This window comes from Nitrosomonas marina, assembly GCF_900110145.1.
Classification (GTDB): domain Bacteria; phylum Pseudomonadota; class Gammaproteobacteria; order Burkholderiales; family Nitrosomonadaceae; genus Nitrosomonas; species Nitrosomonas marina.
This window is the reverse complement of sequence record NZ_FOCP01000039.1, coordinates 1-12,365: the sequence shown is the minus strand read 5'-3', so window position 1 is coordinate 12,365 and position 12,365 is coordinate 1. Positions and strand designations below refer to the sequence as shown.

Sequence of the window (12,365 nt, the reverse complement as noted above, 5' to 3'; positions counted from 1 at the left end):
TGCCCTGCCTTTAATAGCCATGGTTAGAGCCTTATCACAATAGGTCCGTCAAATGTGCGGACCTTGATTTCAGAATTAAGCGGAATAAACACGTAGCCGCCTTCGACAACAAGTCCAAGCGCCATGTTAATCTCGCGCACGCGTTGTATAGAGGCCACTTTCTGGCTATGGATTGCCAGCGCCCGCTCGATCTCTACCGCTTTGTCGATAGCAAGAATTGATGATGTGCCGACTTGTTTTGCAGTATTAATCTCAATCGATTGCAATATCTCCGCAATGCTCACAGAGCCCATATAAGCAGCCCGGTTAATCTCGGTGGCCGCGATGATTGAGGATGTGCTGGACGGGATGATTTGCAGCGCAGCATTGAACTCTGACGCGCTGGCTATAACCCCGGCTTTCTGTCCGGACACCTGGATTGCCGCGTCAATCTCTCTCGCTGAATCGAGTATGATTGTCTCTATAACAGTCACAAAACCCGCAGCGTCACGCTCGACAGCCTGAATGATTTCGGATCGTTTTGCTGCTGATATCAACAAGGACGCATTACGTTCTGAGGATGCATTGATCGCCCCGTATTTTGCAGCACCGAGATCCCCTGCCCGGTCAGCCTCCAAAGCCTGCTGTATGGAAAGCATGGATACCGGTACAAGCAAGCCGGATATGTTTGATTCCCTTGCGGACTCAATCAAATTAGATGACGAACCGAATAATGCCGGCGCGATATTTGATTCCGCCACCTGAACGATCGAGCTCGCTTTGGTGCCTGATATAGCCGGCGCAGCATCACGTTCCTGAGCCTGCCCTATCGGTATCTGATCTGGCGCAGAAAGCATCATGGATTGATCAATTTCAGTTACCTGTACAACAGGTGATGATTTATATCCTGATAGCTGCAATGCGCTGTCAATCTCGGGGACGACGTTTACAACACCTGATTGCAGGCTGTTAATGATAGATGCCCGGTTACGTTCAGAAGCAACCGTTATTTGCGCAACCTTTTCGCTATCAATGGCCAGCGCCGCATCGGTTTCGATCGATGGTAATAATTGCCCGGCAAAAAGCGATACCAGCATACCGGCTGTATCGATCTCGGCCGCAGCATCAATTGTTTCGGATTTGAGACCGGCAATAATGCTTGCCGTGTTGATTTCAATTACGGCCTGGACCGCACCTTGTTTGCTGCCATGGACAGCCGGCGCGTTATTGACCTCTTGCGCGGAGTTGATGTTGTGTAGTGACAATGGCGTTAATGCAATGGCCGCATCGCGCTCGGTCGCCTGGTTAATTGGCAATTGACTGGAATCGAAAAGAAGGTTTGCCCGGTTAAATTCCTGCGTAGCAATCAGCGCGGATGACTTGGCCGAACCAAGCAAAACCGCGTCACCAATCTCTATACCCGGATTAATACTTTGTCTATAGGATGATGACAGGATAATGGCAGCATTGTGTTCTATGGCCGGGCTGATAGCTATCGGCGCAGGTCCATAATCCCAAAAACTGCGAACCGGACCGCCAAGACCAAGCCTTGTTATTTGCATGAATTACACCAATACGGCAACCGCCGTTTCATCGACCGCCGCGGCGACTTCGGTAATGGTCGCAGTGTTGGTCGCAGCGTCATACGACTGAATCAATGCGCGCTGATCCTTTAATGCAGCTGGCGCACTGAATACAAGCGCAGCATTCTTGTAAATTACGTTGCTGGCGCCATTCGGAGCGCCCCCGCCAACGGTCGCAAGTACCGCCGTTGTGGTCGTGCCACCTGCAGCGAAAGTAACCGGCACGGCACGCAACGCATGTTCCTTGAGATTGGTTGCAGCACTGGCATTGCCATCAATCGCCTCGGTGTCAGCCGGAACGCGGCCATTTACGAGAGCATTCACCGTCCTTGTGTCGATAGAATCAATCTTCGTTTTAATCACGCTGTCTTCATCCATGAACTGCTGAACAAGCGTTGCCGATGCATCATCAATGCGAACCCTGCCCTCCGCGTCGATTGCATGCAGTTCTGAATTTACCGGGAACTTGTCAGTGATTGTTCCCAGGTCGGCAGCGATTGACGCACCGACAGGAGCGCCTAATCTTGTGTAATTGTCGCCTGATTGCGGGAACCCGGTGTAAACCTGAACCGTTGCTGGTACCGCTCCGGCACCGATAAATGTAAATGCAATATGATTGTAGTTTGTTTCCGCCTGCGATGGCGCATACGAATGATACCCGTTGCCCTCATGCGTGCACGCGCCACTTCCAACTGATCCGATTGTCTGCGCCCCATTGTCGCCAGTTATGTAAACCGTAACCGAACCAGTAAAGGCGGAACCATCGGATGCTGAAACCATTTGTGCACCGATAGATTGACCTGCTACATTCTTTTTCATTGCATTCCCACGATTACGTTAGAACCAAAAGCCCAGGCAGGATTAAAACCGCCACCAGAAGAAAGCCCGCCAATTGAAAAGTACAATTCTTCAACGCTCTCTGGTCTGTTTGACCTTATCAATCGTTGCGGATCAATCTCGTTTGCGCCGTACCCTGCACCGTTTCTGGTAACAGGGTGACGACCGGTCAAGTCCATAAACCCGTCAACTGCTGACGTTTTGAAATGCGCATGCAGTGCGCGCCTGTCCCACCAGTCGAATTCGTGAAGCGGCTTGCCTGCGGCTATCGCAACCAAATCATCTTGCGTCAGCCCGAATCCGTTGACGAATATCGCATCCGACAGCCTGCCGTTAAAAGCATACGTGGCGTCTGAAGTCAGGTCCGAGCGTAACCCGAACTGCATATCCGTGCCGCTTGGTAAATAACCGGACGATATAGCCACACCGGAACCCTCGGATACCTGCTCGGGGTCGTTTAGTTCGCACAGTAAAGAATAATAATTACCGCCCCTGCGCGTTAATCCGCCGATATACCAGACACCCGCAGACAACGCCCCGCCACCGGCATACGAATCTCCCAATGTGTGGATTTTGCACGCCAGCCCGTTTGATGGGTCGTTATAGATTTGCACGGTATTGAACTCGCCATACGATCCGCCGATTGAAGCTATGTATCCATAGTTGGCCACACTGTTCATCTGCCAAACAAGGAGCCTGAAAAAATCGCTGTTTGGTATATAGAAATCAGGGTGAATCGGTATCGTATACCTGCGGCCTGCATTAGATGTGGCGGTATCTATTGCCATTACACATCCTGATAATTTACGCCGGTGCGCTTGACTGTGTTACCGCTTGCGGCAAGCGCAACACCCGAACTGTTAACAAGCCTGATCTTGTAATACTTCGGCAAATCCTTAAAAAGTTTCGTTTTATCTACTGCCGTAGTGCCGTTAAGTTGCACGTCGCACACATGATCCATATTAGGGACCTCGGTTGTTGATGTGGCGCCTGTGGCCGCACCTTTCTGGATATAAACAGAAACGTACCCGGTTGACGCGGAAGCGCCGGCGACATGAATGCTTATCAGTGCGTCTTTGTGCAGATCCGTACTGTTGTCAATCTCCGCACTTGACACGCCCGCTCCACTTGCAAGACCGTCTAACCCGGTTGATAAATCGGTAGATTGAACTGCTGCGAATAATGGCTTTAGTGACATGGACTATCCTCGCAATGCTTTTGAAATATCCTGATGCGTTACACGCCTGCCAAACAAATAGACGGAACGCTCAATTGGCTTTGTAGCCAGAGCAAGCAGGCTGTTCTTGTCTGTCTCGGTTATTTTGCTGGCTGAAACCCAGGAATCTAAAAGCGCAACATTTTGAGCCTTTGTAAAATCAATGCCGTCTGTAGCGCCGTTGCATATCGATTGAAGCACAAGTGCAGAAGAGCGAAGCGGGTCAGATTGAGCGCTCGCCGTGTCTTCAATGACACCCCGTATCGACTGCGCCGCCCAAATCAGGAAATCGTTACGAGATACCCATCCAACCACATCAACCGTTGACGAGTTTAATAATTCCGCGATAGCCAGATCATTCTTGTCTGTCACGTAGGCTGAGTAGCCAAGACTCTGAGGATCATTGGCTATTTCATTATTGATTGCCTGATAATCCATCAGCCTGTCACCCTAAAAGATATTATGTGCGCGACATTTACAGCGCCCGCACTGATTGTTTCTTTTGCAAAATTTGCCAGCATTTAACTACGATCCAGTTTGTTTTCTGTATCGTAGTCAATGCTGGAGTCATTTTATGCCGGGTTTTCCGTGTCTGGACTAGGACTGCGCGCGAAACGCAACCAGACTAAAAATTTAAACACAAGAGCTTTAAACTTTTTAATCTACTGAGCGGGCTAATGTGAAATTGACTGAAAAAATCCGGCGCATTAAAAGATGGCGTGATAAGAAAGGGCTTATTGGACTAATGCGCCGGATAACTCTATAAAATATCTAATGCAAACCAACCATCCGACTACGCTGGTTACGCTGTTACAATACGCTGGTTGGCGCGGTAGCAGTACTTTAACATCAAAGGATTTCGCTTAATACGTAAGTACATTGTACATAGCATTTCTCACTCCGACAAATAATAATGATTCTTATTTTGTTAAAATATTGTGAATACTTTGTTAAAAACATTATTTATCAATGTCATCGAAAAGACTAATTTTTTTCATTGAAAGCAAAATGAATAAGTGAAGGGTCGCGTTTCAGAATGTAGTGCGCGATCCCTTCAAAAACACTACTCATTCACCGCCACTTCAGTAATCTCCGGTGGAAGCAGTTTTGCCAATTTCTCAAGACCTTCAGGTGTTACCCTGGCCTGTGGCGTGACTTTTTCGGTTCCGTCCGACCTCAAAACAGTGGTCGACTTGTGCTCCATCAGACCTCTGTTGAGTTTGTCTTGATATGCGCAGTAATGTGCACATCCGATACGCTTGTATATCCAGCCATGACGCTGTAACCATGTGAATAGATTCTTCGGACGAATCTGCAATGTCTTGGCCGCATCTGTAATGCACAGCGAACCCTCAGCCTTTGAAATCCGGTTCAATGCTTCCGAATCTTCCTTCAGTTCCTCAACCTTGTGTTCAAGCGCGATACGTTCCTTCTCTGCCTCCATAGCCATTTCTATCAATTGAAGGCGCGACAGATTTGCAGGGTTGCGATCCTTTGATCGTAATTTTTGCGCCATTTCCCAAAATGCCTTTACCAGCCTTTTCTTGAATTCACGAGCAATGTCACTGTTACGCATGTAAGTTAAAAGCAGTGTTGCTTGCTGTTCATTTAGGATTGCAATCTCTCGTCGCTGGGTACCACCTGCTGTTTCAAAGGGTGACATTTTAAATTCAACCCTTCCAAATTCTTCTAAATCAGACAGATAGTTCCTGACAAGCTGAATCACAGCCTTATGCTCAACTTTTGTACCCTGCGCAATCGCCAGGGTTGTAGTTACCGGCTGATCACCAGTGATGGTTACGATACTCATCGGTGAATCTACAGAATCCGTCCCATTCATTCTTTGTGCACTGGTACTCATATTTATACTCCCCTCTGCAAATCGATAACAGCAGACCCAATCTTAGGCTTCCGGCCAGCCACCGAATCCGCGCTTTTCCGCACGCGTTCATGCGGGAATGGGATGATTTCGCATTTCGCTTTGGACTCACCGAGCAACCTGCGTATTTCGCGCATCAACGCTACAGCACCGATACCCATTTTTAAATGCCTGACAACCTTCTTCTCCGCTTCCGAAGCAGTATCAATAAAGTGACGCCATTCTTTGATAGCCTTATCTGAGCGCATTTTCGGTGTGATAACATCTACATTGCCAAAGCGCGGCCCTCTTCTGCGTTTTACCGGTGATTTTGTGGGCGTTGATTTATCTTTAGCCATGAGACACCTCCCCGAAGCTGAATGCCTGACCGTTGACGCACAAACGCTGGATTGCATCGACCGGTATGGAGCGATAACAGCCCTTCTCCATATCGAAGACGGTTAACAGGTTGTGATGCTTTGCGTCGTAAGCTTTATCACCGCCGCGCAAGTGTTTCTTGACACCTAACCGACAAATCATTTTTCTCAGTTCACCGTTACTGCGCTTGATAAACTCGACTGAAAATATGGTGCCGTCAGATACGAGGTTTTTGAGGTTCTTCAGGTTCAGGCGAGTTGGCGAAGGTTGTGACTCTTCCGCTTCAGACCCAATCTTCTTAATTGCGTCCAAGCCTGCCTGAATGCCGTTGTTCTCGTAATAATATCCGGATGGATTCGCTGTATTGCCTATTGCTTCTACTACGGCGTTTTTTTCTTCCCGAGTCAATGTACTCCCGTTGACCAGGATCACAGCATTGGAACAAGCAATCGCGTTTTGAGATTCTGAAGTACTGGATGATTCTGCCAGCAGCACTGACAGTTTGTTGGATAGTTCTGTATACTTTGTAGCAGCCATTATTAACTCCTTGCTAGTTAGTTGTGGTTAGAGTTAGGAAGGAGTTGCAGCTCTTTCTTAACTCGACAAAGTCCATATTAGACTTTTAATATATAAAGGTCAACTATTATATTTACTTTTATAGTATTTTTTAGTCTAATATAGATTATGGAACTAATAACAGGCGCTCAAATACGAATGGCCAGAGGATATTTGCGATGGTCAATAAAGGATTTGTCTAATAAGGCAGCGATCGGAACAACTACGATTAAACGTATGGAATCTGCGAATGGTGTTCCCGATATTAAAACCAGTATTCTTCAAAAAATTCGCTTAACTTTTGAAGATCAAGGAATTATATTCATACCCCAGAATGGCGCCGGCCCAGGTGTTCGGTTAAAAAATCCTCTTGAAGCTGATCAGGTGTGATTTGTGGGCGAAACTGTAGTACAAGTTTCTCACTTTAGCCGGGGGAGTGGGAGAGTAGGTCAATATGAAAATCGATTGTTTACGCCTCTAAACCGACTGTGAGGCAGCGTAAACGCCTAAGCTCTCCTGTTAGCTGCTCAATCGTCTATCATTCGCTTTTTAAATGATAGACGATGGTAAGTTTGAGCTGAACATATTGCGTGGAATTGTCTACCCAGAATGGGTGCATTATATTCGATTAAAAGGAGAAACAAGGTGATACAAAATTCTAATAGTTCCAGATGCCATCATCACCTTCTTTCAGGCACGATCCATTAGCATCTAGTCCGTATGGACACTCTATTTTTTCACCAGCAATTTTTTTTTCATAATTCTCTCTTTCTCTTTCATTAATCGTCACCGTAGGACGACCACACGCGGCAATCAGCATAACTGACAGAACAAAAGTAACTACATTAACACGCTTCATAAACTAACTCCCTATAAGCCTTATCATAAATTTACCGTGGGATAAATAAATTCTCATGAAGCGATATGCCTTCATGGAAACATATGCATAAAGTTGCCCGCCCGAAAATCAACTATTAGATTTCTCAAGAGACAGTCGGCATGGACGAACAAAAAAGTGGATAAGACGAACGTCGTACCATGTAGACATTGAATCTCCCGCAGGAAAAGTGCCTGATCTGCGAAAAACAGGTGTTGTTCAGTCCAATTGTGTACCAGATATGATTCGCAGCCTGCTCCGACAAGGTGAGCACAAAGCTGAACAACTTGATGTTCATATTCCCTTTGTTTTTTTCATGATGATCCCAGAAATTTTAAAGTGGAATTGTCCATTATTTATTTAATTGAATAAATACCGCTTCCTAGATAACATTATTCCATTAATGGAACAATCGGATTGCGGGATTTTTGGATGACATAACTTTTTTGTGGAAGTTGATAGTACCTAGTGCTTTAGCAGTGTTTCAATTGCCAGTCTTGTACCAGCTCACTGGTGTAGTGCACAACCGACGAGTTTGCACTTACACGATTCATTTTCGCTTTACATCGATGAAGATGCAGGTTTTTCTCTACTTTGACAACTTGCAGTCAGATGCATATGGTGACGAGTTTTGGCTAATAGCTGAACATGGCATAAGAAACTGTTAATGATCTCACTGAATGGCGGTGAATTGCCGCGTTAAATCAGATTCAGAGTAATCAAATACTTCAAGAACGCTCTCCCCCACTTTTTCGTCCATCTTTGCCTTGCATTGCGCCACTTGTGTGAATCTAGAGTAGACTCTAAGAGGAATTTCAATATCCTGTTAAGTTCTACCCAGACGCTCCTGTAAGAACTTAATGAAGTGCTGTGTTTTTGCGGGCAGTAACCGAGTTTCAGTAACGGCATAGACGGATACCGGAGTTCCATGCCATTGGGGAAGTACGCGCCGCAATCGTCCATTGGCGAGATCGTCAGCGACAATTTTCTCCAGCATCATGATGATGCCCATATCAAGAGTTGCCAATCGGCAAATCATTCCGATACTATTGAGCCTGAAACGACTACCAATAGAAATTTTGGTTGTGTTCATCCCGTCATAGAGTGTCCAAGTATTGGCTTTCATTATAGTCAGACACTGATGACGCGCTAAATCTGTTGGCTTAACAGGATCTCCAGAACGGTCAAGATAACCGGGTGAGGCGTAAAGATACGCAGGAAGCACTGCTAGTGGACGCGCGATCAATTGCGAATTTTCTGGCTCTCCCATACGGATTGCAACATCGAAAGGCTCGCTTACCAGATCAACCCATCTTGACGTAAGATCAAAGTCGAAGACGATACCCGGATAGAGTTTTGCAAATTCGGTGATCAAAGGTGCCATGTAGGTCACCGCAAAGTCTACAGGCAGAGAAGCGCGTAGCACACCACTGGGCTGTGCAAGCATTTCGCCAAGTTGTTCATGCGCGAGTTTGGCTTCATTGACGATACGCTTACAGCGCTCATAGTAAATCTGGCCGGCCTCAGTTAACTCAATCTTGCGTGTTGTACGGTGTAAAAGGCGCAACCCAATTGCCTTTTCCAGCATACTGATTCGCCGCGACAGGGTTGAATTCGGCATTCCAATAATATCTGCAGCACCGCGAAAGCTCTTGGCCTTAACAACTTCCACAAACAGGGCCATGTCATTCAGAAATTCCATAATTAATGCTCCATTGATGGAGCAATGTTATCCGAAAGAGAGTATTTATTCTACATAGGAAGCAGTAGATAATTCAATTCTGAAAATTTTGAGAAAATCATCATGAAGAAAAACGAGGAAAGCATTAAAAAGGAAACATGAGAATCAACCTGTTAGGTCTTGCCATGATTCTATTGGGCTTGACTGCAAGAGACACAATAGCCAAGGAAGGCGCTGACCAGTATCCAAACGGTGCCGAGAATTGGCTGGCGGGTGCAGCACCACCTGCTGGTAACTACTTCCTTAACTATTCCGGTCACTACAGTGGTTCCTTACGTAATGGCGACAGCAATGAGGTATCAGAAGCATCACTCGATACTTGGTTCAATGCTTTTCGCTTTATCCACATATCTGAAACGCGTATTCTGGGGGGTAATTTTAGTGCGCACATTGTCATACCAATAGTGCATCAAAGTATGAATTGTAGTGACTGTACCTCAATTTCCGGACTCGGTGACATAACTATCAGTCCGGTCGGTTTCTCCTGGCATTTGGGTGACTGGCACTGGGTGGCAGCAATGGATATTCGCATGCCTACCGGCAAGTATAAAGCCGGGAAACCGGAGAAGAGTATCGGCACCAACTATTGGAGTATCGAACCACTTTTTGCAGTAACCTGGCTCTCCGAAAAAGGATGGGAAATTTCTAATAAATTTATGTATAACATCAAGGATACGAATAAGGAATTTCGTACCACCACCGGCGAACCGCAAATGGATTACGCATCCGGTGACGAACTCCATATTGACTTTCTTGTCGGAAAGCGTTTTGGTTTGTGGGGTATTGGACTTTCGGGCTACTACCTAAAACAGACAACCAACGACAAACTCGATGGGCAAATAATTTCTCCGGCACTCGGTCCTTGGTCGCCTGGGCGCAAAGGTGAAGTGCTTGCGATCGGCCCCAGCGTGATCTACAACAGTCCAACCGGAACAATATTGATTGGACAATTGCAAAATGAAATGTATGCAACGAATCGTTTCCAGGGTTACATGGCCTGGCTGAGATTGAACATCCCCTTCTGATATTTGGCTGTCACTCAACAACCGAAATTTACTAGGTGTAGGTTTAAAAATTTAGTTGTTGAGAGCGTTGTTACGAAGCTTAAATCGTTAGGAGTCGTTACCGGTTTCAAATAATCACAGTGACGCGTGACGCGATCAAGTAAAGCGTTTGTCATTTTTTCATCGCCAAAAACTTGCACCCACTCAGCAAACAACTGATTATTTTAAATACGATATAAACGCATGCAAGCCTAATAGTGGTATATTTTCTCCATAAAAAGTTGATACGAATTTACCTTCAAGTGAAACAAGTCAACCCGTGTATGGTTGTTGACGGTAATGAATCAACGTGGCAACTCCATTAATTGGGAAGTACAGTTTATTGATACCGGATGTTACTAAAATAGCCATTGCCACCAATATACTGGTTTTATAATTGCAATAAACGCGCTGCCAGATGCAGCGCGTAGAATATCAAGTGCAGGAAGTTAATACAAAACCTTAGTACCATTCATTAATAGTTCTGTCCTGTAAAACAAAACTTTCTCTCAAGACAAATAAACCATTAATTAGATATGGTTTATTTTCAATTAAATATGACGTTAAACTGAATATTTGGCTGAATAGAGGAAATTGTTAATGGACACACTAGATTTGACATTATCCCGTTTAGATCACAGTTTTGGAACGATCTTTATTGCAATATTTTTGTTACTGTTATTCTTCACAGTTTTAATCAAGTCGTTTAAGACCAAACACGCAAATATTTCGTACCGCCCTCTACCCAGTTTGTTTACACCCGCAGAATCATCTTTTTATCGAGTGTTGAAACAAGCAGTCTCTGATAAGTTTGAGATATTTGGGGCCGTTCGTATCGCTAATGTTATAGAACCGGATACAAATCTCCCTCCAAAATTGAGACAAGCCGCTTTTGATCAAATAATATCAAAACATTTTGATTATGTGATTTGCGATCCAGACACATTATCTATTATAGCTGTCATCGAATTGGATGACCAAAACAATAACGCCGACCAAAATACGAATCGTGACCGGCTGGTCAATGAAATTTGCCAAAGTGCCAACATCAAACTCATACGGTTCGATGCAAAACCAACATACCAGGCCCAATATGTGCGCAAAGCCATAAATGACGTCTTAAACACCCGTTCCTTAATGAATTAATACAAATCTGGAAATGTTATTTTCTACTTTTTTGCTGCTTTGACTCTTAAACAAATTAATTAGAAATCTCGCAAAAAGGTAACAGGATGACAACCAGATCGGCAACTGAGGCGATGCATATCATTACCAACTCTGGAGAAGTTTTTAATATGCTTATCACTCAACAACAAAACAATACTTGGATTGCAACGGTAATATACGAGATGAATTGCGCTCTTCAGCATGAAAGCATATATCAAAATGACAGAGACACTGCTTTCCAAGTGGCATATGATTTTATAAAAAACAATATTGACAGATTCGCGATTATTCAGCCTGTATAGTATTGATCACCTGAATTTTCTTGAATCAAAGGATATTTCTTATATGGCGCGTTGTTTAGGTACTATTGTTAGTAATGACAATAAACGGATCTGCCACCATACTCTATATAGGTGCAAAAATTGCGGAAATATCGGTTGTGATTTCAATTACGTCATCGGCTGTTCGAGTCAGGGATTCCTGAATGGCAAATGCATTATTTGCGGCGAAAGTGGACAAATCGAAGTATTTGATACAGGTAAATGACTTCATTTACTTACACTACCCCTTTTCATACCGCCGGACTAAACTGCCACCTGTAACATTATTGCAATATTTCATTGTTAGTCTCGAGATCTCTTCTTTCAGTACTCACAGTTTTCTGATTGAATGTCATTGAAATAAGGAATCGTAAAATGATGCCTGGAGCTAATAATGAAGTTTTGCTTATAATTACCAAGTCAGGAAAAATTCATGATATGAACATTCACCAACAAAAGAATGGCACATGGACTGCTACTGTAATTTTTGACGTAAACGGTATTTTAAAGTACGAAACCATAACTAAAACAAAGAGGGATAGTGCATTTCGTTCTGCTTGCGAATTCGTTAGGAAAAATATTGATGAGTTCGCTTATGTACATTCACTATAAAACCAGCAACAGTCAATGCGAGTATACAATTGTTGCAGCAGCTTGCTAATACGACAGGCCAGCTGTCAGAAAGCCGGCCTGCTTGCGGTTTTTTAAACTTCCTCAGATGAGCCTCGCACCAGCGTAATACCTAACAAACCCATAAACATCAACGCTATATTGGTTGGCTCAGGTATCGGCACCGTTACATCTGGCGTTG

General features: G+C 44.7%; 16 protein-coding genes and 1 pseudogene. 4 read left to right on the top strand and 13 right to left on the bottom strand.

The features are described from left to right. Nucleotides 1–23 precede the first annotated feature (23 nt). From BMX44_RS15705 to BMX44_RS15670, 8 genes are all read right to left on the bottom strand, one after another. Nucleotides 24–1,541, bottom strand: coding sequence for a hypothetical protein (locus BMX44_RS15705; RefSeq protein WP_090634763.1), 1,518 nt, complete (start codon nt 1,539–1,541; stop codon nt 24–26). A 3-nt stretch (nt 1,542–1,544) separates the two neighbouring features. Continuing rightward, entirely contained in the window at nt 1,545–2,381 is an 837-nt protein-coding gene (locus tag BMX44_RS15700; protein ID WP_090634761.1) for a hypothetical protein, read from the bottom strand. After that, on the bottom strand, nt 2,378–3,187 hold the full coding sequence (locus BMX44_RS15695; RefSeq protein ID WP_090634759.1) for a hypothetical protein: 810 nt from the start codon (nt 3,185–3,187) through the stop codon (nt 2,378–2,380). The genes BMX44_RS15700 and BMX44_RS15695 overlap by 4 nt, the downstream gene beginning before the upstream one ends. Further along, complete coding sequence (locus BMX44_RS15690; protein ID WP_090634757.1) at nt 3,187–3,597, bottom strand: hypothetical protein; 411 nt, start codon at nt 3,595–3,597, stop codon at nt 3,187–3,189. Before BMX44_RS15690 ends, BMX44_RS15695 begins: the two co-directional genes overlap by 1 nt. A gap of 3 nt (nt 3,598–3,600) precedes the next feature. Then, a complete protein-coding gene (locus tag BMX44_RS15685) occupies nt 3,601–4,053 on the bottom strand; it encodes a hypothetical protein (RefSeq protein ID WP_090634754.1) in 453 nt (150 codons plus the stop codon). Between the two features lie 625 nt (nt 4,054–4,678). Then, nucleotides 4,679–5,476 carry a phage antirepressor KilAC domain-containing protein gene (locus BMX44_RS15680; RefSeq protein ID WP_218143996.1) on the bottom strand — a complete coding sequence of 266 codons (798 nt, stop codon included), beginning with the start codon at nt 5,474–5,476 and terminating at the stop codon, nt 4,679–4,681. Between the two features lie 2 nt (nt 5,477–5,478). Continuing rightward, the gene (locus tag BMX44_RS15675) at nt 5,479–5,832 is read right to left on the bottom strand and encodes a hypothetical protein (RefSeq protein ID WP_090634752.1); all 354 of its coding nucleotides are present in this window, start codon (nt 5,830–5,832) and stop codon (nt 5,479–5,481) included. Continuing rightward, nucleotides 5,825–6,388, bottom strand: coding sequence for a hypothetical protein (locus tag BMX44_RS15670; protein ID WP_090634750.1), 564 nt, complete (start codon nt 6,386–6,388; stop codon nt 5,825–5,827). Before BMX44_RS15670 ends, BMX44_RS15675 begins: the two co-directional genes overlap by 8 nt. Before the next feature lie 147 nt (nt 6,389–6,535). Here BMX44_RS15670 and BMX44_RS15665 point away from each other — a divergent pair, with 147 nt between their 5' ends. Continuing rightward, nucleotides 6,536–6,796, top strand: coding sequence for a helix-turn-helix domain-containing protein (locus tag BMX44_RS15665; protein WP_090634748.1), 261 nt, complete (start codon nt 6,536–6,538; stop codon nt 6,794–6,796). Between the two features lie 268 nt (nt 6,797–7,064). Here the strand turns inward: BMX44_RS15665 and BMX44_RS15660 are convergent, their stop codons facing one another. Together BMX44_RS15660 and BMX44_RS15655 are read right to left on the bottom strand one after the other, a co-directional pair. After that, nucleotides 7,065–7,265 carry a hypothetical protein gene (locus tag BMX44_RS15660; protein ID WP_090634747.1) on the bottom strand — a complete coding sequence of 67 codons (201 nt, stop codon included), beginning with the start codon at nt 7,263–7,265 and terminating at the stop codon, nt 7,065–7,067. Nucleotides 7,266–8,109: 844 nt separating this feature from the next. Then, the gene (locus BMX44_RS15655; RefSeq protein ID WP_177167789.1) at nt 8,110–8,985 is read right to left on the bottom strand and encodes a LysR family transcriptional regulator; all 876 of its coding nucleotides are present in this window, start codon (nt 8,983–8,985) and stop codon (nt 8,110–8,112) included. A 137-nt stretch (nt 8,986–9,122) separates the two neighbouring features. Here BMX44_RS15655 and BMX44_RS15650 point away from each other — a divergent pair, with 137 nt between their 5' ends. Next, complete coding sequence (locus tag BMX44_RS15650; protein WP_090634744.1) at nt 9,123–10,049, top strand: SphA family protein; 927 nt, start codon at nt 9,123–9,125, stop codon at nt 10,047–10,049. Nucleotides 10,050–10,136: 87 nt separating this feature from the next. On the opposite strand, the pseudogene BMX44_RS15645 reads toward BMX44_RS15650, so the two are convergent. After that, nucleotides 10,137–10,249, bottom strand: a pseudogene (locus BMX44_RS15645) (ATP-binding protein); the annotation flags it as partial. 418 nt (nt 10,250–10,667) lie between these two features. Between BMX44_RS15645 and BMX44_RS15640 the strand changes: the two are divergent. Together BMX44_RS15640 and BMX44_RS15635 are read left to right on the top strand one after the other, a co-directional pair. Next, nucleotides 10,668–11,213, top strand: coding sequence for a DUF2726 domain-containing protein (locus BMX44_RS15640; RefSeq protein WP_090634742.1), 546 nt, complete (start codon nt 10,668–10,670; stop codon nt 11,211–11,213). A gap of 86 nt (nt 11,214–11,299) precedes the next feature. Beyond that, on the top strand, nt 11,300–11,536 hold the full coding sequence (locus BMX44_RS15635) for a hypothetical protein (protein ID WP_143056976.1): 237 nt from the start codon (nt 11,300–11,302) through the stop codon (nt 11,534–11,536). 103 nt (nt 11,537–11,639) lie between these two features. Here the strand turns inward: BMX44_RS15635 and BMX44_RS16960 are convergent, their stop codons facing one another. Together BMX44_RS16960 and BMX44_RS17590 are read right to left on the bottom strand one after the other, a co-directional pair. Further along, a complete protein-coding gene (locus BMX44_RS16960; protein WP_177167788.1) occupies nt 11,640–11,786 on the bottom strand; it encodes a hypothetical protein in 147 nt (48 codons plus the stop codon). Between the two features lie 472 nt (nt 11,787–12,258). Continuing rightward, complete coding sequence (locus BMX44_RS17590) at nt 12,259–12,348, bottom strand: PEP-CTERM sorting domain-containing protein (RefSeq protein WP_218143997.1); 90 nt, start codon at nt 12,346–12,348, stop codon at nt 12,259–12,261. Nucleotides 12,349–12,365 lie beyond the last annotated feature (17 nt).